Annotated in this window: 20 protein-coding genes and 1 tRNA gene; 11 read left to right on the top strand and 10 right to left on the bottom strand. The window is 69.8% G+C overall.

What is annotated here, in order from left to right; all coding sequences use genetic code 11:
- Positions 1 to 48: 48 nt before the first annotated feature.
- Positions 49 to 1,125 carry a metallophosphoesterase gene (locus tag ACQEV2_RS21025; RefSeq protein WP_433043548.1) on the bottom strand — a complete coding sequence of 359 codons (1,077 nt, stop codon included), beginning with the start codon at positions 1,123 to 1,125 and terminating at the stop codon, positions 49 to 51.
- Positions 1,126 to 1,411: 286 nt separating this feature from the next.
- Positions 1,412 to 2,524 (bottom strand): LacI family DNA-binding transcriptional regulator, encoded by a 1,113-nt coding sequence (locus ACQEV2_RS21020; protein ID WP_078504158.1) that lies wholly within the window; start codon positions 2,522 to 2,524, stop codon positions 1,412 to 1,414.
- Positions 2,525 to 2,952: 428 nt separating this feature from the next.
- Between ACQEV2_RS21020 and hisC the strand changes: the two genes are divergently transcribed.
- Positions 2,953 to 4,032 carry a histidinol-phosphate transaminase gene (gene hisC / locus ACQEV2_RS21015; protein WP_433043543.1) on the top strand — a complete coding sequence of 360 codons (1,080 nt, stop codon included), beginning with the start codon at positions 2,953 to 2,955 and terminating at the stop codon, positions 4,030 to 4,032.
- Here the strand turns inward: hisC and ACQEV2_RS21010 are convergent.
- Positions 4,029 to 4,430, bottom strand: coding sequence for a cyclophilin-like fold protein (locus tag ACQEV2_RS21010; RefSeq protein WP_433043540.1), 402 nt, complete (start codon positions 4,428 to 4,430; stop codon positions 4,029 to 4,031). The genes hisC and ACQEV2_RS21010 overlap by 4 nt on opposite strands.
- A gap of 141 nt (positions 4,431 to 4,571) precedes the next feature.
- On the opposite strand from ACQEV2_RS21010, the gene ACQEV2_RS21005 reads away from it, so the two are divergent.
- From ACQEV2_RS21005 to ACQEV2_RS20990, 4 genes are all read left to right on the top strand, one after another.
- Complete coding sequence (locus tag ACQEV2_RS21005) at positions 4,572 to 6,080, top strand: cytochrome ubiquinol oxidase subunit I (RefSeq protein ID WP_433043537.1); 1,509 nt, start codon at positions 4,572 to 4,574, stop codon at positions 6,078 to 6,080.
- 20 nt (positions 6,081 to 6,100) lie between these two features.
- On the top strand, positions 6,101 to 7,105 hold the full coding sequence (cydB, locus tag ACQEV2_RS21000) for a cytochrome d ubiquinol oxidase subunit II (protein ID WP_433043534.1): 1,005 nt from the start codon (positions 6,101 to 6,103) through the stop codon (positions 7,103 to 7,105).
- A 12-nt stretch (positions 7,106 to 7,117) separates the two neighbouring features.
- Positions 7,118 to 10,642, top strand: a complete 3,525-nt coding sequence (gene cydD, locus ACQEV2_RS20995; RefSeq protein WP_433043531.1) for a thiol reductant ABC exporter subunit CydD — start codon at positions 7,118 to 7,120, stop codon at positions 10,640 to 10,642.
- A 180-nt stretch (positions 10,643 to 10,822) separates the two neighbouring features.
- Positions 10,823 to 11,893: a M23 family metallopeptidase gene (locus ACQEV2_RS20990; RefSeq protein ID WP_433043527.1), complete on the top strand. Its 1,071-nt coding sequence runs from the start codon at positions 10,823 to 10,825 to the stop codon at positions 11,891 to 11,893.
- Between the two features lie 31 nt (positions 11,894 to 11,924).
- Here the strand turns inward: ACQEV2_RS20990 and ACQEV2_RS20985 are convergent, their stop codons facing one another.
- From ACQEV2_RS20985 to ACQEV2_RS20955, 7 genes are all read right to left on the bottom strand, one after another.
- Entirely contained in the window at positions 11,925 to 12,794 is an 870-nt protein-coding gene (locus tag ACQEV2_RS20985; protein ID WP_433043524.1) for a Cof-type HAD-IIB family hydrolase, read from the bottom strand.
- A 130-nt stretch (positions 12,795 to 12,924) separates the two neighbouring features.
- On the bottom strand, positions 12,925 to 13,827 hold the full coding sequence (locus ACQEV2_RS20980) for an LLM class flavin-dependent oxidoreductase (RefSeq protein ID WP_433043521.1): 903 nt from the start codon (positions 13,825 to 13,827) through the stop codon (positions 12,925 to 12,927).
- Positions 13,828 to 13,868: 41 nt separating this feature from the next.
- Complete coding sequence (locus tag ACQEV2_RS20975; protein WP_433054648.1) at positions 13,869 to 14,315, bottom strand: hypothetical protein; 447 nt, start codon at positions 14,313 to 14,315, stop codon at positions 13,869 to 13,871.
- Between the two features lie 49 nt (positions 14,316 to 14,364).
- Positions 14,365 to 14,913 carry an RNA 2'-phosphotransferase gene (locus tag ACQEV2_RS20970; RefSeq protein WP_433054645.1) on the bottom strand — a complete coding sequence of 183 codons (549 nt, stop codon included), beginning with the start codon at positions 14,911 to 14,913 and terminating at the stop codon, positions 14,365 to 14,367.
- 145 nt (positions 14,914 to 15,058) lie between these two features.
- The gene (locus ACQEV2_RS20965) at positions 15,059 to 16,036 is read right to left on the bottom strand and encodes a MerR family transcriptional regulator (RefSeq protein ID WP_433054642.1); all 978 of its coding nucleotides are present in this window, start codon (positions 16,034 to 16,036) and stop codon (positions 15,059 to 15,061) included.
- 88 nt (positions 16,037 to 16,124) lie between these two features.
- Positions 16,125 to 17,882 carry an SDR family oxidoreductase gene (locus ACQEV2_RS20960; RefSeq protein ID WP_433054639.1) on the bottom strand — a complete coding sequence of 586 codons (1,758 nt, stop codon included), beginning with the start codon at positions 17,880 to 17,882 and terminating at the stop codon, positions 16,125 to 16,127.
- Positions 17,883 to 17,890: 8 nt separating this feature from the next.
- A complete protein-coding gene (locus ACQEV2_RS20955; protein ID WP_433043518.1) occupies positions 17,891 to 18,733 on the bottom strand; it encodes a M24 family metallopeptidase in 843 nt (280 codons plus the stop codon).
- 253 nt (positions 18,734 to 18,986) lie between these two features.
- Here ACQEV2_RS20955 and ACQEV2_RS20950 point away from each other — a divergent pair, with 253 nt between their 5' ends.
- From ACQEV2_RS20950 to ACQEV2_RS20925, 6 genes are all read left to right on the top strand, one after another.
- Entirely contained in the window at positions 18,987 to 19,976 is a 990-nt protein-coding gene (locus tag ACQEV2_RS20950) for an ABC transporter ATP-binding protein (protein WP_433054636.1), read from the top strand.
- Complete coding sequence (locus tag ACQEV2_RS20945) at positions 19,966 to 20,889, top strand: ABC transporter permease (protein ID WP_433043515.1); 924 nt, start codon at positions 19,966 to 19,968, stop codon at positions 20,887 to 20,889. The genes ACQEV2_RS20950 and ACQEV2_RS20945 overlap by 11 nt, the downstream gene beginning before the upstream one ends.
- The gene (locus tag ACQEV2_RS20940; protein WP_433043512.1) at positions 20,886 to 21,797 is read left to right on the top strand and encodes an ABC transporter ATP-binding protein; all 912 of its coding nucleotides are present in this window, start codon (positions 20,886 to 20,888) and stop codon (positions 21,795 to 21,797) included. The genes ACQEV2_RS20945 and ACQEV2_RS20940 overlap by 4 nt, the downstream gene beginning before the upstream one ends.
- Before the next feature lie 10 nt (positions 21,798 to 21,807).
- Positions 21,808 to 22,527: an ABC transporter permease subunit gene (locus tag ACQEV2_RS20935; RefSeq protein ID WP_433043509.1), complete on the top strand. Its 720-nt coding sequence runs from the start codon at positions 21,808 to 21,810 to the stop codon at positions 22,525 to 22,527.
- A 113-nt stretch (positions 22,528 to 22,640) separates the two neighbouring features.
- Positions 22,641 to 22,841 carry a hypothetical protein gene (locus ACQEV2_RS20930; RefSeq protein WP_433043506.1) on the top strand — a complete coding sequence of 67 codons (201 nt, stop codon included), beginning with the start codon at positions 22,641 to 22,643 and terminating at the stop codon, positions 22,839 to 22,841.
- 285 nt (positions 22,842 to 23,126) lie between these two features.
- Positions 23,127 to 23,213, top strand: a tRNA-Ser gene (locus ACQEV2_RS20925).
- The last annotated feature ends 158 nt before the right edge of the window (positions 23,214 to 23,371 follow it).

Raw genomic sequence — 23,371 nt, 5'->3', positions numbered from 1 at the left:
TGCGCCGCCTGAGGTCACTGCCCTGGGGCGCGCCTGCCCCGTGAACGGTCAGATATCCAGGGGAAGTTGCTGGACCAGCAGCTTTCCGGCCATGGTCACGCCGCCGTCCATCGCGATGGCGAGACCGTCGGCGTAGACGTGCGGCCCCTCGACCAAGGGCCCGGTGCTGTCCTCGCCCTCCTCGGAGCCGACCTCGCCCAGCAGGTACGGAATGGGGCTGTGGCCGTGAACGATGCGGGTGCCGCCGTACGTATCGAGCAAGGAGCGCACATGGTCGGCGCCGCCCTCGTCACGGAAGGAGAAGCGCTTGGTGAACTTGCGGAAGAGATCCCAGACTTCGTCGGCGTCGTTGCGGGTGAGCGTCTCGCGGACGGTGTCGTTGACCGCCTCGATCGAGTCGCCGTAGTCGAGATAGGCGGTGGTGTCCGAGTGCACGAGCAGGTGGCCGTCGACTTCTTCCATGGCGTCCAGCCGCGACATCCACTGCAGATGGTGGTCCTGGAGGCGGTCCATGTCGGTCTTCTGACCGCCGTTGAGCAGCCAGGCCGCCTGGAAGGTGGCGGTGCCCGCGCCGGAGTTGACGGGGGTGTCGCCGAACCGCTTGGCGCCGATCAGCAGCAGCTCGTGGTTGCCCATGAGGGCCTTGCAGTAGCCGCCGGCCGCGGCCGCCTCCGCGGACAGCCGCATCACGAGGTCGATGACGCCGATGCCGTCGGGGCCGCGGTCGGTGAAGTCGCCGAGGAACCACAGGCGGGCGGTGCCCGCGCACCAGTTCCCCGCGACGTCGATCAGGCCCTTCTCCTGGAGGGCGGCCATCAGCTCGTCGAGATAGCCGTGCACGTCGCCGACGACGAACAGCGGACCGGGACCGCCAGTGGACTGCTGGACGGGCAGGGAGGCGGGGTCGACATGCACCTGAACCGTGTCACCGCGGTTGATGACGGGAAGGTCGCGCTCCGTCGGCGTGTACCCCTCCGGATAGCCCTCGCCGAGGAGCGGGACGACGTCGCCCGTATGCGTGCTGTGGGCGTACGGACCGGTCTCGTGGACGTAAGCGGGCACCCGGAAGTCGCGCAACGTCGCCGTCCGCTCCACCTCGGGTCCCTGACCGGCCCCCTGAGTCATCAGACCCCTCCACCATCGCGCCGCAGCTGCACCGCATCGGACTGCCTGGTCGCAGCGGCCCGCGGTGTCGTGGGCCCATCATAGGAATGCCGATCGCGCCATGTGATGACCCAGGGGTGGTGAATCGGAGCAGGACTCCTGTTCACCGCGGCTTTCGCCCCGATTGGGCAGGGCTTCGGCCGCCTGATGACCGCGCTCCCCGCCGCTTCCCGACCTGTTTCCGGCGCTCCCGGACCTGCTCCGGGGCCTCCCCCGCCCTGCGTCCGCCACCTCTCCCGACCTGCTTCTACCGCTCCTCGGGTGACCGAGGCGGGCTGACCGTCGTCCGCGGCGGCCGTCGCTGGGACGAGGTACGCACGATCAGCTCGGTCGGTATCACCTGCTCGACCGGCTGGTCCGACTCCACCCCTTCGATCGCGTCGATGAGGAGCTGGACCACGGCCGTGCCGATGCGGCGCGGCTTCAGCGAGAGCGTGGTGATGGGCGGCTCGGTGTTGGCGTACACGGTGGACTCACTGCAGCAGACCAGAAGCAGGTCGTCCGGTACGCGCAGTCCGTAGCGCCGGGCGGCGGCGAGCAGGTCGGTGCCGTTCGGGTCGAACAGGCCGTAGACCGCGTCGGGGCGGTCGGGGCGGGCGAGCAGCCGGTCGGCGGCGACGGCGCCGGCGCAGGGATCGTGCGCCGGGTAGGCCTCGTACACCGGGTCCTGGCCGACCCGCTCGCACCAGCGCAGGTACGCGGTGGTCGACAGATGGGTGTATGTGTCCGTCGTGGTGCCCGTCAGCAGTCCGATCCGGCGGGCGCCCGCGTCGGCCAGGTGGTCGAGGATGCCGAGTACGGCGGCCTCGTGGTCGTTGTCGACCCAGGCGGTGACCGGGAGCGAACCAGCAGGGCGGCCGTCGGAGACGACCGGAAGACCCTGTCTGACCAGTTCGCTGACGACCGGGTCCTGGTCGGACGGGTCGATGACGACCGTGCCGTCGAGGGCGACGTTCGACCAGACGTCGTGGCGCGAGGTCGCGGGGAGGATCACGAGGGCGTAGCCGCGGGCGAGTGCGGCCGAGGTGGCCGCGCGGGCCATTTCGGCGAAGTACGCGAACTCGGTGAAGGTGAAAGGTTCATCCCCGTATGTCGTCACGGTCAGGCCGATGAGGCCTGACTTGCCGGTACGGAGCGTGCGGGCGGCGGCCGAGGGCCGGTAGCCCAGCCGGTCGGCGACCTCGCGGACATGGCGCCGGGTGGCGTCCGGGAGCCGGCCCTTGCCGTTGAGGGCATCGGAGACGGTTGTGATGGAGACTCCGGCAGCGGCGGCCACGTCTCTGATCCCGGCCCGGCCGGGCCGACTGCCTCGGCGTGAGGTTTCCGCGCGGCTCACCTGGTGCTTCCCTGCTGCTGTCATGGCGAGCCGATAGTAGGGCTCATGTGGTGGGGTAGTGCGGACGCATATGCACGCGTTGACAGGCACGTTTCTGCAAGGTCACAGAGCGTCAAAAGCCTTGGAAAGCAAGGGAGTTGAACGATCCAGTGGTAAGACCTGACTTGTCGGCGCGCATGGGCCTGCCAAGTGCCCGATGTTTCGAAGAGGTCTCAACTCACCTTCACGGGTGATGCGCGCCACGGCGCGAGCCACCGGCGCATAGATATATGTGTGATGCGCCCCCCAATTCGTACAGCTTCGTACAGCGATGCCCCTGATGCAGGTGTGACAGAAGGGGTGGGCAGTCGAGGGCGTCGCACCTGTACGCATCCGCGCCGAATCCTCATAAGGTAAGGAGCATTGGAGGCGGCGGTGATGATGGGCCGCCAGTGGTCGCGAGGAGGACTGCGGTGAGCGAGACGAGCCCCAAGCTGCGCGCCGAGCTGGAGGGTATCCCCACCTACAAGCCGGGCAAGCCTGCCGCGGCCGGTGGACCGGTGGCCTACAAGCTGTCCTCCAACGAGAACCCCTACCCACCGCTGCCCGGCGTGATGGAGTCCGTGACAGCCGCCGCCTCGTCCTTCAACCGCTACCCGGACATGATGTGCACGGCGCTGATGAACGAGCTCTCCGAGCGTTTCGGCGTCCCGGCCTCCCACCTGGCCACCGGCACCGGCTCGGTCGGTGTCGCCCAGCAGTTGCTGCAGGCCACCTCCGGACCCGGCGACGAGGTCATCTACGCCTGGCGGTCCTTTGAGGCGTACCCGATCATCACGCAGATCAGCGGCGCCACGTCGGTGAAGGTGCCGCTGACGCCGGGTGATGTGCACGACCTGGATGCCATGGCCGCCGCCATCACCGACCGGACCAGGCTGATCTTCGTCTGCAACCCCAACAATCCGACGGGCACGGTCGTGAAGCGGGCCGAGCTGGAGCGGTTCCTCGACCGGGTGCCCGGTGATGTGCTGGTGGTGCTCGACGAGGCGTACCGCGAGTTCATTCGCGACCCCGAGGTGCCGGACGGTGTGGAGATCTACCGTGAGCGGCCGAATGTCTGTGTCCTGCGGACGTTCTCCAAGGCGTACGGTCTCGCCGGCCTCCGCGTCGGCTTCGCGATCGCCCAGGAGCCGGTCGCGGCGGCGCTGCGCAAGACGGCCGTGCCGTTCGGGGTGAGCCAGCTCGCGCAGGACGCGGCCATCGCCTCGCTGCGCGCCGAGGACGAACTGCTCGGCCGGGTCGGCTCTTTGGTGTGCGAGCGCAACCGCGTGGTCGACGGGTTGCGCGCTCAGGGCTGGACGGTGCCCGAGACCCAGGCCAACTTCGTGTGGCTGCGGCTGGGGGAGCGGACGGTCGCCTTCGCGGAGGCGTGTGAGCAGGCCGGCGTGGTGATCCGGCCGTTCCCGGGCGAGGGTGTGCGGGTGACGGTCGGGGAGGCCGAGGCGAACGACATCTTCCTGAAGGTGACGGAAGGGTTCCGCAAGGAGCTCTAGGCGTCGGCAGGTTCGGCCAGTTCCACGCGCACGGGGTCACCGTTGCGCACCGTCGCCAGCAGGCGGGGGTCGCCGTCGAGGCGGCCCAGAATGTTGCACGGACTCGCGAGGCGGCATTCGTCGCCTCGCGAGATCGGCGTGGGCCCGTAGGGGAGGGCAAGCGCATCTCCGTCGGTCCAGAAGGCGACCGTGCCCGGCTCGACGACCTGCCGCGCGTCCGTTTCACGTGAAACAGCCACTCCTGTGTCGAAGTACACCTCCTCGCCCCAGGTCCGGGCGGTGGAGACGAGCGGCAGGGCCTTGATGAGGGCCTGTGCGGTCGGGGTGTTGTCGAGGGTCGCCGTGAGGTGACCTGCGGGCCAGGAGATCCGGATCTGTAGTGAAGCATGTGTCTGCATGCTGGCGATTCAACAATATGTTGAAGTTCTCGCCAAGGGGTTGGCGTCATCCAGGGACCCCCCTTCATGGCCGGGAAGCGAGTGCTGCATAATTGCTTGTGAATGTGAACGCTTTCACAAGCGTAGGTAAGGAGCGGCGACGTGGACCTGGCTTTGGCGCCGGAGACTCTGGCGCGCTGGCAGTTCGGTATCACCACCGTCTACCACTTTCTGTTCGTCCCCCTGACGATCTCGCTGGCCGCTCTGACGGCCGGACTGCAGACCGCCTGGGTGCGCACGGAGAAGGAGAAGTACCTCAGAGCGACGAAGTTCTGGGGCAAGCTCTTCCTGATCAACATCGCGATGGGTGTGGTCACCGGCATCGTGCAGGAGTTCCAGTTCGGCATGAACTGGTCCGACTACTCCCGCTTCGTCGGTGACGTCTTCGGTGCTCCGCTCGCCTTCGAGGCCCTGATCGCCTTCTTCTTCGAGTCCACCTTCATCGGCCTATGGATCTTTGGCTGGGACAAGCTGCCGAAGAGGATCCACCTGGCCTGCATGTGGATGGTCTCCATCGGCACGATCCTGTCGGCGTACTTCATCCTCGCGGCCAACTCCTGGATGCAGCACCCCGTCGGCTACCGGATCAACGAGGCGAAGGGGCGGGCCGAGCTCACCGACTTCTGGCTCGTGCTGACCCAGAACACCGCGCTCGCCCAGGCCTTCCACACCCTCGCGGCGGCCTTCCTCACGGGTGGCGCGTTCATGGTCGGCATCTCGGCGTTCCATCTGCTGCGCAAGAAGCACATCCGCGAGATGAAGACATCGCTGCGGCTCGGCCTGGTCACCGTCGTCATAGGCGGCATGCTCACGGCGATCAGCGGCGACGTCCTCGGCAAGATCATGTACGAGCAGCAGCCGATGAAGATGGCCGCGGCCGAGGCGCTGTGGGACGGCGAGAAGCCGGCGCCCTTCTCCGTCTTCGCCGTCGGTGACGTCGACAAGGGCCACAACAAGGTCGCGATCGAGATCCCGGGCCTGCTGTCCTTCCTGGCCAAGGACGACTTCACCTCGTACGTCCCCGGCATCAACGACGTCAACAAGGCCGAGCAGGAGAAGTACGGTCCCGGCGACTACCGGCCCAACATCCCCGTCGCCTACTGGGGCTTCCGCTGGATGATCGGCTTCGGCATGGCGTCGTTCGCCATCGGCCTGGTCGGACTCTGGCTGACCCGCAAGAAGTTCATGCTGCCGCAGCACCTGAGGGTCGGTGACGACGAGGTGCCGCATCTCGTCCTGCTTCCCAAGAAGGCGCTCGGTCCGAAGCTGACCCAGTGGTACTGGCGCATCGCGATCCTGACGCTGGGCTTCCCGCTGATCGCCAACTCCTGGGGCTGGATCTTCACCGAGATGGGCCGCCAGCCGTGGGTCGTCTACGGCGTGCTCCAGACCCGGGACGCGGTCTCCCCCGGTGTCTCCCAGGCCGAGGTGCTCACCTCGATGATCGTCTTCACCGCGCTCTACGCCATCCTCGCCGTCGTCGAGGTCAAGCTGCTGGTGAAGTACGTCAAGGCCGGCCCGCCCGAGCTCACCGAGGCCGACCTGAACCCGCCCACGAAGATCGGCGGCGACTCCCGTGACGCCGACAAGCCGATGGCCTTCTCGTACTAGGCCGAGGGAGCTGCACAGTCATGGAACTTCACGACGTCTGGTTCGTCCTGATCGCCGTCCTGTGGATCGGCTACTTCTTCCTGGAGGGGTTCGACTTCGGAGTCGGCGTCCTCACCAAGCTGCTGGCCCGCAACCGGCCCGAGCGGCGGGTGCTGATCAACACCATCGGGCCTGTCTGGGACGGCAACGAGGTGTGGCTGCTCTCGGCGGGCGGCGCCACCTTCGCCGCCTTCCCCGAGTGGTACGCCACGCTCTTCTCCGGCTTCTACCTGCCCCTGCTGCTCATCCTGGTCTGCCTGATCGTCCGGGGCGTCGCCTTCGAGTACCGGGCGAAGCGGCCAGAGGAGAACTGGCAGCGCAACTGGGAGCAGGCGATCTTCTGGTGCTCACTGATCCCGGCGTTCCTGTGGGGTGTTGCCTTCGGCAACATCGTGCGGGGCGTGAAGATCGACCAGAGCCATGAGTACGTCGGCAACGTCCTGGACCTGCTCAACCCGTACGCCCTCCTCGGGGGCCTGGTGACGCTGACGCTGTTCACCTTCCACGGTGCGGTGTTCACTGCGCTCAAGACCGTCGGGGAGATCCGGGAGCGGGCGCGGGCGCTGGCTCTGCGAGTCGGCCTCGCCGCAGCTGGACTGGCGCTGCTCTTCCTGCTCTGGACGCAGATCGAGAACGGCGACGGTCAGAGCCTGGTCGCGCTCGTGGTGGCGGTGGTCGCGCTGGTGGCGGCGCTGGTGGCGAACCAGGCCGGGCGCGAGGGGTGGTCGTTCGCCTTCTCGGGCGTCACGATCGTGGCCGCTGTGGCGATGCTCTTCCTGACGCTCTTCCCGAACGTCATGCCGTCTTCCCTCAATGACGAATGGGGCCTCACGGTCACCAACGCCTCATCGAGCCCGTACACCCTGAAGATCATGACGTGGTGCGCGGCGATCGCCACTCCGGTCGTCATGCTCTACCAGGGCTGGACCTACTGGGTGTTCCGCAAGCGGATCGGTACCCAGCACATCGCTGAAACAGTGCACTGAGGTGTGTTTCACGTGAAACCAATCGATCCGCGTCTGCTGCGGTACGCCCGTGCCACCCGCCTCTTCCTGGGTGCGGTCATCGGCCTGGGCGCTGTCGGGGCACTGCTGGTCATCGCCCAGGCGATGCTGATCGCCGAGGTGGTGGTCGGTGCCTTCCAGCACGGACTGTCCGCCGCTGACCTCCGCACTCCCCTGCTGCTGTTGGTGGCTGTGGCGGTCTGTCGCGCGCTGGTCTCCTGGCTCACGGAGCTTGCCGCACACCGGGCGAGCGCCGCGGTGAAGTCGGAGCTGCGAGGTCGGCTGCTGGAGCGGGCGGCAACGCTGGGGCCCGGCTGGCTGAGCGGGCAGCGGACCGGATCGCTGGTCGCGCTTGCCACACGGGGCGTCGACGCCCTGGACGACTACTTCTCGCGGTACCTGCCGCAGTTGGGGCTCGCGGTCGTCGTACCCGTGGCGGTGCTGGCGCGGATCGTGACCGAGGACTGGGTCTCGGCGGCCATCATCGTCGGCACTCTGCCCCTCATCCCGATCTTCATGATGCTGATCGGCTGGGCCACGCAGTCCCGGATGGACCGCCAGTGGCAGTTGCTGTCCCGGCTGTCCGGACACTTCCTGGACGTCGTCGCCGGGCTGCCGACCCTGAAGGTGTTCGGGCGGGCCAAGGCGCAGGCCGAGTCGATCCGGCGGATCACCGGCGAGTACCGCAGGGCGACCATGCGGACCCTGCGGATCGCCTTCATCTCCTCCTTCGCACTCGAGCTGCTCTCGACCCTCTCGGTGGCGCTGGTCGCCGTGACGATCGGCATGCGGCTCGTCCACGGTGAAATGCACCTGTACGACGGCCTGGTCGTCCTTGTGCTGGCGCCTGAGGCGTATCTGCCGCTGCGCCAGGTGGGCGCGCAGTACCACGCGGCGGCGGAGGGGCTGTCCGCGGCCGAGGAGATCTTCGAGGTGCTGGAGACTTCGGCGCCGGCCTCGGGTACCGCGGCGGTGTCGGCGGGGGCGGTGTCGTTCGAGTTCGAGGGAGTCTCGGTCCGTTACCCCGGCCGCTCCGCCGATGCTGTGGCGGGCGTGTCCTTCACCGTTGAGCCCGGCGAGACGGTCGCCCTGGTCGGGCCGAGCGGTGCGGGCAAGTCGACGCTGCTGAGCGTGCTGCTGGGGTTCGTGCGGCCCAGTGAGGGGCGGGTGCTGGTCGGGGGAGCCGATCTCGCCGAGCTCGATCTGGAGGAGTGGCGCTCACGCATCGCCTGGGTGCCGCAGCGGCCGCACCTGTACGCCGGGACCATCGCCGAGAACGTACGGCTGGCGTGTCCCGACGCGGACGACGCCGCCGTGCGACGGGCGCTGGGGGATGCCGGGGCGCTGGAGTTCGTCGACGCGCTGCCCCAGGGCATCGACACCGTGCTGGGTGACGACGGGGCCGGGCTGTCCGCGGGGCAGCGGCAGCGGCTCGCGCTGGCCCGGGCGTTCCTCGCGGACCGGCCTGTGCTGCTGCTGGACGAGCCGACAGCCGCGCTCGACGGAGCCACCGAGGCCGAGGTCGTGGAAGCCGTACGCAGGCTGGCGGTGGGGCGGACGGTGCTGCTGGTGGTGCATCGGCCGGCGTTGCTGGGCGTGGCGGACCGGGTGGTGCGGCTGGCGGAGACGGTCACTCCCGCTCACGCGGAGATCGCGTCCCACGACGGCACGGAGACCGGCCCTGGGGGGCCCACCACCCGCCCGATCGAGGAGGAACCGGCGGACGAGCCCGAGGCCGCTGCGCCGGACGCGGCCCGCACCCGCGAGGCTCGCGACGTCCTGGCCCGCGTCCGCGCCATGTCCGGTGCCCGGCGCGGCCGCCTCGTCCTCGCGCTGCTGCTCGGGAGCCTCGCGCTCGGCAGTGCCGTCGGGCTCATGGCCACCTCCGGGTGGCTCATCTCGCGGGCCTCGCAGCAGCCGCCCGTGCTGTATCTGATGGTGGCGGTGACGGCGACGCGGGCCTTCGGCATCGGACGAGCCGTGTTCCGGTACGCCGAGCGGCTCGTGTCGCACGACGCGGTGCTGCGGATGCTGGCCGACACCCGGGTCGCCGTGTACCGGCGGCTGGAACGGCTGGCGCCCGCAGGGCTGCGCCGCACGCGGCGGGGTGATCTGCTGTCCCGGCTCGTCGCCGATGTGGACGCGCTGCAGGACTACTGGCTGCGGTGGCTGTTGCCCGCCGCAGCCGCGACCGTCGTGTCCGCGGGGGCCGTCGGCGTCACCGCCTGGCTGCTGCCCGAGGCCGGTGCCGTGCTCGCCGCCGGGCTGCTGGCGGCGGGCGCCGGAGTCCCGCTCCTCACCGGTGCGGTCGCCCGCCGCGCCGAGCGCAGGCTGGCCCCGGCCCGCGGAGTGCTCGCGACGCGCGTGACGGACCTGCTCACCGGCACCGCCGAGCTGACCGTCGCAGGCGCCCTGTCCCGCCGTGCGGCTGAAGCGCGCCGGGCCGACGGGGCGCTCACCCGGATCGCCTCGCGGGCCGCCGCCGCGACCGCGCTCGGCGACGGACTCACCGCGCTGATCTCCGGGCTCACCGTCGCCGCCACCGCCCTCGTGGGCGCCCAGGCGGTAGCCGAGGGGCGGCTGAGCGGCGTGACGACGGCCGTCGTCGTCCTCACCCCGCTGGCCGCCTTCGAGGCCGTCCTCGGGCTGCCGCTCGCCGTGCAGTACCGGCAGCGGGTGCGCAAGAGCGCCGAGCGCGTGTACGAGGTGCTGGACGCCCCCGAGCCCGTACGGGAACCGGAGCAGCCCCGGCAGGCGCCGGCGTCGCCGTTCCCGGTTGCCGTCAGGGGTCTGACCGCCCGGCACGCGGGGCAGGAGCGGGATGCGCTCGCCGGCTTCGACCTGACACTGGAGGAGGGCCGCCGGATCGCCGTCGTCGGGCCGTCCGGGTCCGGCAAGACCACGCTGGCGCAGGTGCTGCTGCGCTTCCTGGACGCGGACTCGGGCTCGTACACGCTGGGCGGCGTCGATGCGTACGCCCTGGACGGCGACGACGTGCGCCGGCTGGTCGGGCTCTGCGCGCAGGACGCGCACCTCTTCGACAGCTCCGTGCGCGAGAACCTGCTCCTCGCCAAGAAGGACGCCACCGAGGCCGAACTGCGCGACGCCCTGAAGCGTGCCCGGCTGCTCGACTGGGCCGACGGCCTCCCGGACGGGCTGGACACGCTCGTGGGTGAGCACGGGGCGCGGCTCTCGGGCGGGCAGCGGCAGCGGCTCGCGCTGGCCCGCGCACTGCTCGCCGACTTCCCCCTCCTCGTCCTCGACGAGCCCGCCGAGCACCTCGACCTGCCCACCGCCGACGCCCTCACCGCCGACCTGCTGGCCGCCACCGAAGGCCGGACGACCCTGCTCATCACTCACCGACTGGCCGGGCTGGAGGCCGTGGACGAAGTGGTCGTCCTGGAGGAGGGGCGTGTGGTGCAGCGGGGGACGTTCGCGGAGCTGGCCGCCGCGGACGGGCCACTGCGGGAGATGGTGGAGCGGGAGGAGCAGGCGGATCTGCTGGTCGGGACGCCGTAGCGCCCGATCGTCTGTCTCCATCGTCATCGAGAGGGGTCGATCACGCGCTGACAACGGGTGCCGGTTCGGTGCTGCCGCCGCTCGCGTCAACACGCGTACTGACCCGTCCGCAGCAACACGTCCCCCAGGCGTACCACCCGAACAGGACCCTGATGCGGCCCGCGGGCCACGATCGCTGACATGGGCTCATACCGCCGCCGTCTTCTGATCGTTCCGGTGCTGTTGTGCGTGCTCGCCTCACTTGCGGCCCGACCCGCCGGCGGGAAGCGGACCCCGGGCGACAACGGCACCGGAACCGGTGGCGATTCCGCCCTCAGCGCGCAGGTGGTGCAGCTGTACGCGGATGCGGCCCTGGCGACGCAGCGGTACGAGGCCGGGCGGAAGGAGGCCGAGGCGCAGCGGGCCAGAGCACAGCGGATCGAGGCGCTGCTCGAGCGCGAACGGCGGGAGATCGGCGTCCTGCACGAGGACTTGGGCCGGATCGCACGCGCCCAGTACCGCACCAGCGGCGGGATGCCGCTCACCGCGCAGATCATCCTCGCGAAGAGCCCGGAGCAGCTGATGCGCGGTCAGCATGTCTTCTCCCAGACGAACCTGGCCGTCGGCAACGCCATCGAGAAGAGCCGGCGCGCCGAGAAGCGGCTCGCCACGGACGAGGCCAAGGCAGCGGCGGCCTGGCAGAACCTGGAGAAGCGCAACGCCGCACTCGCCGAACTGAAGAAGGGCATCGAGCAGAAGCTCGAAAGGGTGCGATGGCAATTGCAGGGTCAGGCCGACGCCTCTGTGGCCGCCGGCTCCTGCAGTGGGGCCGTCCGGCTCGACCAGCCGAAGACGGACTTCACGAGCGAGTGGGTCGCGCCGTTGGAGTCGTACGAGCTGTCGGCGGCATTCGGCAGCGGCGGGCTGCGGTGGGCGAACCGGCACACCGGGCAGGACTTCGCCGTGCCGATCGGCACGCCGGTGCGGGCGGTCGGGGACGGGCGCGTCGTCAAGGTGTCGTGCGGGGGCGCCTTCGGCATGGAGATCGTCCTCCGGCACGCGGACGGCTACTACACGCAGTACGCCCATCTCGCCGCTGTCGCCGTCGATGAGGGCGAGCAGGTCGACACCGGGCAGTGGATCGGCCAGTCGGGCACGAGCGGCAACTCCACGGGCCCGCACCTGCACTTCGAGGTGCGGGTCACTGCGCAGATGGGCTCGGCGGTGGACCCGGTGCCGTGGCTGGCGGGGCGGGGAGTGCGGCTCGGGTAGGCCGGTCGCCCCGGCGCGGGCCTGCCAGGCCCTAGTCCCGCCCAGCCAGCAGCTGTTCGATGACGACCGCCACACCGTCGTCGTTGTTGGCGACCGTCCGCCCCGACGCGGCGGCGATGACATCCGGGTGCGCGTTGCCCATCGCGTACGACTGACCCGCCCACGTCAGCATCTCCACGTCGTTCGGCATGTCGCCGAAGGCCACGACCTCCTCGTGCGAGATGCCGCGCTCGGCGCAGCACAGGGCGAGCGTGCTGGCCTTGGAGACTCCGGGGCCGCTGATCTCCAGCAGGGCGCTCGGACTGGAGCGGGTGACATTGGCGCGGTCGACGATGGCGAGGCGGGCGAGGGTGAGGAAGGCGTCGGGGTCGAGGGTGGGGTGATAGGCGAGGATCTTGAGTACCGGCTCGTCGGCACCGGGGCCGTCCGCCGCCAGGAGGTCCTCGGCCGGCGCGAGATGGTCCGGTATCTCCATGTGCAGCTTGGGATAGTCCGGCTCCTGGTGGAAGCCGTACGTCTGCTCCACGGCGTACACCGTGCCCGGCGCCGCCTCACGCAGCAGCCGTACGGCGTCCAGCGCGTTCTCCCGAGCCAGCTCCCGCACCTTCACGAACCGGTGGGTGCCGGGGCCGCCGTGCAGGTCGACCACCGCGGCGCCGTTGCCGCAGATCGCCAGGCCGTGACCGTGGACGTGGTCGCTGACGACGTCCATCCAGCGGGCCGGGCGGCCGGTGACGAAGAACACCTCGATGCCCGCCTCCTCGGCGGCGGCCAGCGCGGCGACCGTGCGCGGCGAGACCGACTTGTCGTCCCGCAGCAGGGTGCCGTCCAGGTCGGTGGCGATGAGCCGCGGGCGGACGGCGGCGGCCGGGGTCTGGGGCTGTCGAGTCGCTGAGGTCACCGGGCCATTCTCCCGCATATGCCCGCACGGCCGTGCGGCAGTCCGCACATCTGAGGCGGTGGCTGAGGAGAAACCGCCCCTGAGGAGACCGACCACAGAGCGCTGACCAGCACCATCGCGCCCGCCGCGCTCAGCGCAGCTGCGCCGGTGCCTCCATGGCGATCTGCTCGAAGACCTTCTCGTCGGCGGCGAAGTCCGAGTCCGGGATCGGCCAGTGGACCACGATCTCGGTGAACCCCAGCTCGTGGTGGCGCCCCGCGAAGTCCACGAAGGCGTCGAGGGACTCCAGCGGACGGCCGCGATCCGGGGTGAACCCGGTGAGCAGGATCTTGTCGAGCCCGGCCACGTCCCGGCCGATCTCGGCGCATGCGTCGGCCAGCTTCTCGGCCTGTCCGCGAATGGCTTGAACCGACTGTTCAGGAGTGCCGTTCTCGTACAGTTTGGGGTCGCCGGTGGTCACCCATGCCTGCCCGTACCGCGCCGCGAGCCGCAGTCCACGAGGCCCGGTCGCGGCGACCGCGAACGGCAGCCGGGGGCGCTGTACACATCCCGGGATGTTGCGCGCCTCGTGCGCCGAGTAGAAGTCGCCCTCGTACGACACCGAGTCCTCGGTCAGCAGCCGGTCCAGGAGCTGGACGAACTCGGCGAACCGGTCCGCCCGTTCGCGCGGCGACCATGGGTCCTGACCGAGCACGGTGGCGTCGAACCCGGAGCCGCCCGCACCGACGCCGAGCGTGAAGCGGCCGCCGGAGATGTCGTCGAGGGAGATCAGCTCCTTGGCGTACGGCACCGGATGCCGGAAGTTCGGCGAGGTCACGAGGGTGCCCAGCCGCAGATGGTCGGTGACGGCCGCGGCGGCGGTCAGTGTCGGCACGGCGCCGAACCACGGGCCGTCCCGGAAGCTGCGCCAGGACAGGTGGTCGTAGGTGTACGCGGCGTGGAAGCCGAGCTGCTCCGCGCGCTGCCATGCCTGGCGACCCTCCTCGGACCAGCGGCGGTACGGGAGGATCACGGTGCTCAGGCGCAGACTCATGACTCGAGCCTAAGCGGCTGCACGGGTTTCACGTGAAACAGTCACCGCACGCGGCTGCTCAGCCACGGAGTGAGGTTGATCATCGGCAGGTACTCCCGGTGCGTCCGGTCGCCCGGCAGCGGCACGACCAGGAAGTGGCCGGGCGGGAAGCGGCGCGCCTTGACGTGGGCGACGTCGTCGAAGAGGGAGCGGAGGAAGGCGGGCACATCGTCGCGCCGGACGTCGGGGCATTCGACGCCCTCGACGGTGATCAGCGCGTCGTCCTCCGGGTAGAGCCGCACGGTCACGCGGGGCAGGCCGCCCAGCTCGACGTAGGCCTCGTGGGGCAGTGAGCCGTCCGGATCGGTGGTGACGCCGACACCCGCGGCGCTGCGGCGGGATGTCTGATCGGCGCCGATGTCGTGGCTCACCTCGATCTCGCGCGCGTACTCGGCGGCGAGGGCGCGCAGTGCGGTGACGGCGGCCTCGGTGGTGGGCAGGTGATCCATGCGGTGGTGCCCATAGTGGTCCATACCACTGATCCTGCCGGAAAAGGGCTCAGTGCGTCTCGGGGAACCGCACGTACTGCGGCGGCACGAACTCGGTCAGCCAGACCCCGTTCTCGCTGACGTGGAATTCATAGCCGTCACGGTGCATGGCGCCGGCGTCCACGGAGAGCACGACGGGCCGGCCGCGGCGGGAGCCGACGCGGATCGCGGTCGCGCGGTCGGGCGACAGATGCACGTCGTGCCGGTCCATGGCCTTGAGCCCCTCGGCGCGGATCGCGTCCAGATTGCGGGCCACGGTGCCGTGGTAGAGGTACGGCGGTGGCGTCGCCGGGGGCAGGCCGAGGTCGACGTCGATGGTGTGGCCCTGGCTGGCACGGATGCGGTTGCCCTCGACGGCGAAGCGCTTCTTGTCGTTCGTGGCCACCACATGATCGAGTTCCTCGCGCGTGAACCGGAACCCGTGCGCGGCCGCGGCGGCGATCAGAGTGTCGATCTCGACCCAGCCGCCCTCGTCGAGCGTGAGCCCGATCCGCTCGGGCTGGTGGCGCAGATGCTTCGAGAGGTACTTCGACACCTTCACAGTGCGTCTCTCGTCCATCCTGCTGTGATCGTTCCTGTTCATACCTTCAGGGTGCGGGAGCCGAGCGAATCACGCGAACGATTTCGCTCCGGATGTTTGATCCACAAGCAAGTGCGGTTATCCACAGGGGAATTGGCGATTCTGTGGACAACAAGCCGTCGTCTCAAGGTGTTTCGTCAAGATCACCTGATGGGGCGTGACTTGCGGCCAGTCGGTCCAAGGCGCGGGCGCGCACTTCCCGTTCGGCGGCCAGTGCGATGAACGCCGGGGCCTGCTCGGGGCCAACAAGGCTCTCCACCGCCTGCATTGTCTCCGCCGGAAGCGACACGTTTCGCGTCTGATTCCGAAGTTCCGTCGCCTCATCCTTCCCCAGGTGCTGACGCAGCTGCCGTATCGCCAACAGCCGCATCGCACGGGCGAGTTCCGCGTCGACCGTCTGCTGGGCGAGCGGGCGCAGCCGGCGTACGAGCGAGGCCGCCTCGGCCGCGTCGGAGTCCGTCGGGCCGTGCGGTCCGTCGAGGTAGCGGGCGAAGACGTGTTCGGTGGTGAACTCCAGGAAGCGGGCCGCGATGTGCTCGACCCGACCCCTCAACTCCCTTAGGTGGCCTGCGATCGCCGAAAGAGGCACCCCGGCAGCGTGCAACTCGACCGCCACGGCGAGCTCTTGCGGGCTCGGTACGACGAAGGAGTCCCCGTCACCGGGTGCGGGCTCCAGCACGCCGAGCTCCACGGCGTCGGCCACCGCCGCGTCGTCCGGGGCTCCGCCGAAGCGCTCGGTCAGCTCGGCGCGCGAGATCCGCACCGCCTCCTCGTCGCTCCACGGCCCGTCCACCTCGGCGACCAGCCCGAGCACCCCACCGAGGCCGCGACCGGCGTCCCAGGCCTCCAGAAGCTCCTTGATGGAGGCAAGGGTGTATCCGCGGTCGAGCAGGTCGGCGATCTGGCGCAGGCGGACGAGGTGGGCGTCCCCGTAGACGTTGGCGCGGCCACGGCGCTCGGGGCGGGGGAGCAGGCCTCGATCCTGGTAGGCGCGGATGGTGCGGACGGTGGCGCCGCTGAGGTGGGCAAGGTCCTCGATCCGGTAGGCGGGCGGGGCCGGCTCCTCGGCGACGCGGCCGACCTGACCGTGCCTCTCGGTCACGCCGGTCACGCGGCCGTCCCAGGCTTGCTCCCCGGTCACGCCGGTCACGCGGCCGCCCTCAGCCCGCTCCCCGGTCACGCCGTCGCCCTCACAGCGGTGGCTCCAGCCGTGCGATCGCCCGCAGAGCCCTGGGCGTGAACCTGGACATGAGATACGCCCCGCGCGCCTCCGGCGTCACCGGAACCACGGCGTCACCGCGCACCACCGCCCGCAGGATCGCGTCGGCGACCTTCTCCGGCGGATAGTTCCGCAGCCCGTACAGCCGCGCGGACTTCTTCTGGCGCCGCTTCTCCTCCTCGGCGTCGACCCCGGCGAAGTGCGCGGTGGACGTGATGTTGGTGTTCACGAAGCCGGGGCAGATCGCGGTCACGCCGATGCCCTGGCCGGCCAGCTCCGCGCGCAGGCACTCGCTCAGCATCAGTACGGCCGCCTTGGAGGTGCTGTAGGCGGGCAGCGCCTTGGAGGGCTGGTACGCCGCCGCCGACGCGGTGTTGACGATGTGGCCGCCCTGTCCGCGCTCGGCCATCTGCTTCCCGAACAGTCGGCAGCCGTGGATGACGCCCCACAGATTGACGTCGAGGACCTTCTTCCAGTCCTCCGGTGTGGTGTCGAAGAAGGAGCCGCCCAGGCCGATCCCGGCGTTGTTCACCAGGACGTCCACCACGCCGTACTCAGTGGCGACCTTCTCGGCGAGCTTCTCCATGGCCTGCTCGTCGGAGACGTCGACCGTCTCCGCCCAGGCCTCGGGAGCACCGATCAGCCGGGACAGCTCGGCGGTGCGGGCCGCGGACTCGGCGTCCCGGTCGACGGCCACCACACGCGCGCCGGCCTCGGCGAACGCGTACGCCGTCGCCCGTCCGATGCCGCTGCCGGCGCCGGTGACCAGGACGAGCTGCCCGCCGAAGCGGTCGGCGTAGTTCCCGGTCGCCGTCACCCCTTCCGGCCGCCCGCCCTCCACGGACGTCACGAACTCCGTGATCCAGGACACCAGTTGGTCGGGCCGGGTGCGCGGGATCCAGTGCTTCGCCGCGAGCGTGCGCCGGGTCAACTGTGGAACCCACAGCTCCAGTTCGTCGTAGAGCCGCTCGGACAGAAACGCGTCCCCGAGGGGCGTGATGAGCTGCACGGGCGCGTGCGCGTACGCGTCCGTGCGCGGACGGCGCAGGCGGGCCCGTACGTTGTCGCGGTACAGCCATGCGCCATGCGCCGCGTCCGTCGGCAGCGACGAGGTCGGATAGCCGCCGCCGGAGACCTTCTCGAAGCGCTCCAGCAGCCTCGGCCAGCGCTTGCCGAGGGGGCCGCGCCAGGCCAGTTCGGGCAGCACGGGCGTGTGCAGCAGATACACGTACCAGGACTTGGCTCCCTGGCCGAGGAGCTGGCCGACCTTGCGGGGAGTGGGGCGCTTGAGCCGCTGGTTGATCCAGTGACCGAAGTGGTCGAGGGACGGGCCGGACATCGAGGTGAAGGAGGCGATCCGGCCCTCGGTGCGCTTGACCGTGGCGAACTCCCAGGACTGCACCGAGCCCCAGTCGTGCCCCACCAGATGCACCGGCCGGTCCGGGCTGACCGCGTCCGCGACGGCCAGGAAGTCGTCCGTCAGCTTCTCCAGCGTGAACCCGCCGCGCAGCGGCTTCGGTGCCGTGGACCGGCCGTGGCCCCGGACGTCGTACAGCACGACATGGAAGCGGTCGGCCAGCCGCGGCGCGACCTCGGACCACACCTCCTTGCTGTCCGGATAGCCGTGCACGAGGATCACCGTCGGCTGCTTCGGGTCGCCCAGCTCGGCGACGCACAGTTCGACACCACCGGTCCGAACCCGGCGCTCACGCGCGCCCTGAAGAGTCACCGGCACCGTCACTTCTCCTCCGCCCAGCGCCGCACATGCGGCAGATCGTCGTCCAGCCAGAAGGCGCTCTCCTCGGGATCCGCGGAGTCGGTGACGACCAGGATCTCCTCGAACTTCGCGCCCGTACCCCGAAAGCCCAGGTGGGGTTCGACCGCCCACAGGCCTGGCTGCGGCGGGTGGTCGGAGAAGCGGTACGGCGACCACAGCGGCGACCAGCCCTCGCGATGACCGTGGATCGCGTCACTCGCCAGGCCCTTCAGGGACTGTGTGCCGAACCCGAAGACGTGCGGTGACCAGCGGCGCTGCTTGACGCGGTCGACCTTGTGCGCGATCACGCCGAAGGGATAGGCGCGGTGCCGGTTGGCATAGCCCTGGCGGACCATGAGGCGGTCCACGTCCTCGTAGATCTCCCGCAGCGGCCGCCGCTCGCGCACCTCGCGCAGGATCAGCTCCCGGTGCGCCTCCAGGTCGGCCATCAGCTTGTCCTGGACGGGGTTGATGCCGAGCGAGCCCGAGTAGCCGATGTCGGCCGTGCAGCCGTCGTACACAGGGGCCATGTCCAGGATGAACGGCATCCCGGGCTCGAGGCGGCGGTTCGTGGGGAAGAACTGCAGCGGGACGCGGAAGTTCACGAACGCCGTGCGGTCCCCGAACCAGGCGAAGGGAAGGTGGAACCAGTCCCGCACCCCGCGCTCACGCAGCCACTCGCGCTGCATGCGCGCCGCCTCGCGCTCGGTGATGCCCGGCTCCAGCCGCGCCGCGACCGCCTCGGCGCACTCGTACGCCAGGCGCTGGACCGTCCTGAACCCCTGCAGCTCTGCGGAGAGTTCGCGTGTCACCGCTGAAGTCATGCCACCGCCCACCTATCCACACCGACTGCGGTACGTGCCCGTAACTTGACACTGGCGAATGTGACAGTTGTTAGAGGCTGCGTCAATAGCGCTGCCTCGACCTGTGGACAACCACGCCGATGTGGAAAACGTGGGCCGCGTTGTTCGACCTCAGGGTGACCCCTAGGGTCCCGTACGTCTGGAGTCTGACCTCAAGACAGCTCTGCGGGGTGACGACCGGGGTGGCCCGCGTCACTACCTTCGAAGCGTGACTGTGATCGCGACCGAAAGCCTGAGCAAGCGGTTCCCCAGGGTGACCGCGCTTGACCGGCTGACCATGGACATCGGGCCCGGGGTGACCGGACTCGTCGGGGCCAATGGAGCCGGCAAGTCCACCATGATCAAGATCCTGCTGGGTCTGTCCCCCGCCACCGAGGGCCGTGCCGAAGTGCTCGGACTCGATGTCGCCACCAAGGGCGCCGCCATCCGCGAGCGGGTCGGGTACATGCCGGAGCACGACTGCCTGCCGCCCGACGTCTCGGCCACCGAGTTCGTCGTGCACATGGCCCGCATGTCCGGCCTGCCGCCTACCGCCGCGCGCGAGCGCACCGCGGACACCCTGCGCCACGTCGGTCTGTACGAGGAGCGCTACCGCCCCATCGGCGGCTACTCGACCGGCATGAAGCAGCGCGTGAAGCTGGCGCAGGCCCTGGTGCACGACCCGCAGCTGGTCTTCCTGGACGAGCCCACCAACGGCCTCGACCCGGTCGGCCGCGACGACATGCTCGGCCTCATCCGCCGCATCCACACGGACTTCGGCATCTCGGTCCTGGTCACCTCCCACCTGCTGGGCGAACTGGAGCGCACCTGCGACCACGTCGTCGTCATCGACGGCGGCAAGCTCCTGCGCTCCAGCTCCACCACCGACTTCACCCAGACCACGACCACCCTCGCCATCGAGGTCACCGACACCGACGACCACCCGGACGGCACCCGCGCGGTGCGCGACGCGCTCCACGCGCGCGGGGTCGACGTCCTCGACGGCAGCGGCGGCCTCCCCGGCGCCGGGCACATCCTGCTGCTCACCGCACAGGGCGACGAGACCTACGACCTGGTGCGCGACGTGGTCGCCGACCTCGGCCTCGGCCTGGTGCGCATGGAACAGCGCCGGCACCACATCTCCGAGGTCTTCACGGACAGCGAGCAAAGCAGTCGCCACGCCACCGACGCACAGCGGAAGGAGGCGGTCCGCCATGGCAGCTGAGCACCCCGTAGCGACGACCTCGGGTGACCAGACCCGCATCCACAACATCGGCTACCGCACCTACGACGGCCCCCGCCTCGGCCGCTCCTACGCCACCCGCTCCCTCTACTCGCAGTCCCTGCGCGGCGCCTACGGCCTCGGCCGCTCGGTGAAGTCCAAGGTGCTGCCGATGCTGCTCTTCGTGGTGATGTGCGTGCCCGCGGCCATCATGGTCGCCGTCGCGGTCGCCACCAAGGCCAAGGACCTGCCCGTCGACTACACCCGCTACGCGATCATCATGCAGGCCGTGATCAGCCTGTACGTCGCCTCGCAGGCACCCCAGTCCGTCTCCCGCGACCTGCGCTTCAAGACCGTACCGCTGTACTTCTCGCGGCCCATCGAGACCGCCGACTACGTACGCGCGAAGTTCGCGGCGCTGGCCTCCGCGCTGTTCATCCTCACCGCGGCCCCGCTGATCGTGCTGTACGTGGGCGCGCTGCTGGCCAAGCTCGACTTCACCGAGCAGACCAAGGGATTCGCACAGGGACTCGTCTCCGTGACACTGCTCTCGCTCCTTTTCGCCGGTATCGGCCTGGTCATCGCATCGGTCACCCCGCGCCGCGGCTTCGGCATCGCGGCCGTGATCGCCGTCATGACCATCTCCTACGGAGCGGTCTCCACCCTCCAGGCCATCGCCGACGCGCAGTCCATCAACGGCGGGGGCAGCGCCGACGCCATCGCTTGGATCGGCCTCTTCTCGCCCGTCACGCTCATCGACGGTGTGCAGTCCGCCTTCCTGGGCGCGAGCTCCGCCTTCCCCGGCGGAGTGGGCCCGAGCAACGGCGAAGGCGTCGTCTACGTCCTCGTCACCCTGGGCCTGATCGCCGCCAGCTACGGCCTCCTGATCCGCCGCTACAAGAAGGTGGGACTGTGACCACGCTCCAGATCGACCACGTCTCCCGCTGGTTCGGCAACGTGGTCGCCGTCAACGACATCACCATGACGATCGGCCCCGGCGTCACCGGCCTGCTCGGCCCCAACGGCGCCGGAAAGTCCACCCTGATCAACATGATGGGCGGCTTCCTCGCCCCCTCCACCGGCACGGTCACCCTCGACGGGCAGCCCGTCTGGCGCAACGAGGCGATCTACCAGCACATCGGCGTCGTCCCCGAGCGCGAGGCGATGTACGACTTCCTCACCGGCCGCGAATTCGTCGTCGCCAACGCCGAGTTGCACGGCCTGGGCGCCAAGGCGGCCCAGAGGGCGCTGGCCACGGTCGAGATGGAGTACGCGCAGGACCGCAAGATCTCGACGTACTCCAAGGGCATGCGGCAGCGCGTGAAGATGGCCAGCGCCCTCGTCCACGACCCTTCCCTCCTCCTGCTCGACGAGCCCTTCAACGGCATGGACCCGCGCCAGCGCATGCAGCTCATGGACCTGCTGCGGCGCATGGGCGACGAGGGCCGCACGGTGCTGTTCTCGTCCCACATCCTCGAAGAGGTCGAGCAACTCGCCTGGCACATCGAGGTCGTGGTCGCCGGACGGCACGCGGCCAGCGGCGACTTCCGCAAGATCCGCCGCCTGATGACCGACCGCCCGCACCGCTATCTGGTCCGCTCCAGCGACGACCGCACCCTCGCGGCCGCGCTGATCGCCGACCCGTCGACGTCCGGCATCGAGGTCGACCTGGCCGAGGGCGCGCTGCACATCCAGGCCGTCGACTTCGGCCGCTTCACCGCCCTGCTGCCGAGGGTGGCGCGCGACCACGGCATCCGCCTGCTCACGGTCTCGCCGTCCGACGAGTCCCTCGAGTCCGTCTTCTCGTATCTGGTCGCGGCGTAGGAGGCCACAGATGTACGACCCCACAGTCGCCCGACTCACCTACCGGGCCCTGCTCGGCCGTCGCCGGGCCCTCATCCTGGGCGCGCTGCCGCTGCTGCTCATCGCGATCTCCGTGGTGGTGCGCGGTCTCGCCGGAGCCGACGACCAGACCGCGTCCGACCTGCTCGGCGGGCTCGCACTCGCCACCATGGTGCCGATCATCGGCGTCATCGCCGGCACGGGGGCGATCGGGCCGGAGATCGATGACGGCTCGGTGGTGTACCTGCTGTCCAAGCCGGTGAAGCGGCCGACGATCATCTTCACCAAGCTGATCGTGGCGATCGCCGTGACGATGGTGTTCTCGGCGCTGCCCACCTTCATCGCCGGGTACATCCTCAACGGCAACGGCCAGCAGATCGCCGTCGCCTACACGGTGGCCGCGCTGGTCGCCTCCATCGCGTACGCGGCGATCTTCCTGCTGCTCGGCACGGTGTCCCGGCACGCGGTGGTCTTCGGGCTCGTCTACGCGCTCGTCTGGGAGGCCCTGTTCGGCTCCCTGGTGGAGGGGGCGCGCACGCTGAGCGTCCAGCAGTGGTCGCTGGCGGTGGCGCAGAAGGTCGCCAGCGGGGACATGGTGACGTCGGACGTCGGTCTGACGACGGCGACGGTGCTGCTGGCGGTGGTCACCGTGCTGGCGACCTGGTACGCGGGACAGAAGCTGCGGTCGCTGACGCTTGCAGGGGAGGAGTGACTCGTCCGTGCGGAGTAAAGAGCCGGGCCCCTGACCGGGCCCGCTCTTGACGGACGCTTCACCTCTGTCTCGGCACACTGGGCAAAGGGAATGGCCGGCTGAGAGGAACGGGGATGGCAGACGACTGGGACGACCTCGTCCTCGACGAGGGCTTCATACGGTCCGCCGAGACGTCCGAACCGTCTGCCAGGGCCCGGATGCTGGCCGCGCGCTGGCGCCGCGAGGAGCCCGAGCCGCAGCCGTGGCGCTCCGACGAACCGCCTGCCGGGTGGTTCTTCAGCAAGGGGCGCCGACGCAAGTGGCGGCGCCGGTAAGGAGCGTACGGCGCCCTTCCGGGCCTTTTATTCGGTGGCGCCCAAGTCGACGTACAGGCACAGTGGTTGTGTCCACGACGCCGGTAGGAAATCGATCCGGCGCCACGTTCTGGGAGAGGAGTTCGACGATGTCCATGCACGGCAGTACGTCGAGCTCCCGACAGGGCAGTCCGCGGCGGACTCCGGAGTAATCGCTACCCCTCCGTAGAGTCCGCACCGCACGGGGAGCTGCCCGGGGCGGCCGCTTCGAGCACGCGATGTCGCTCTCGCGTGGGCCGCCCACCCGGAGGATTGGCCGAGTGGTAAGGCACCGGTTTGCTAAACCGTGGTCGGGTCTGAAAGCCCGCGCACGTTCGATCCGTGCATCCTCCGCGAGACGTTGCCACTGGGGCTTGGCCGTGGTGCAGGGCTTGGGGTTGCTTGAGAAGGCGCCCGGCGCTGCAGGCCGTGCCCACCCGTTCCGCCCTGCGGAACGACTGCCCACGGCGGTAGCCAGCGATGGCTGCCCGCGGTTATAGCTACGCGAGCCG

The sequence above is a fragment of the Streptomyces sp. CA-251387 genome, assembly GCF_050936625.1.
Taxonomy (GTDB): domain Bacteria; phylum Actinomycetota; class Actinomycetes; order Streptomycetales; family Streptomycetaceae; genus Streptomyces.
This window is presented reverse-complemented; position numbering and strand designations above follow the sequence as displayed.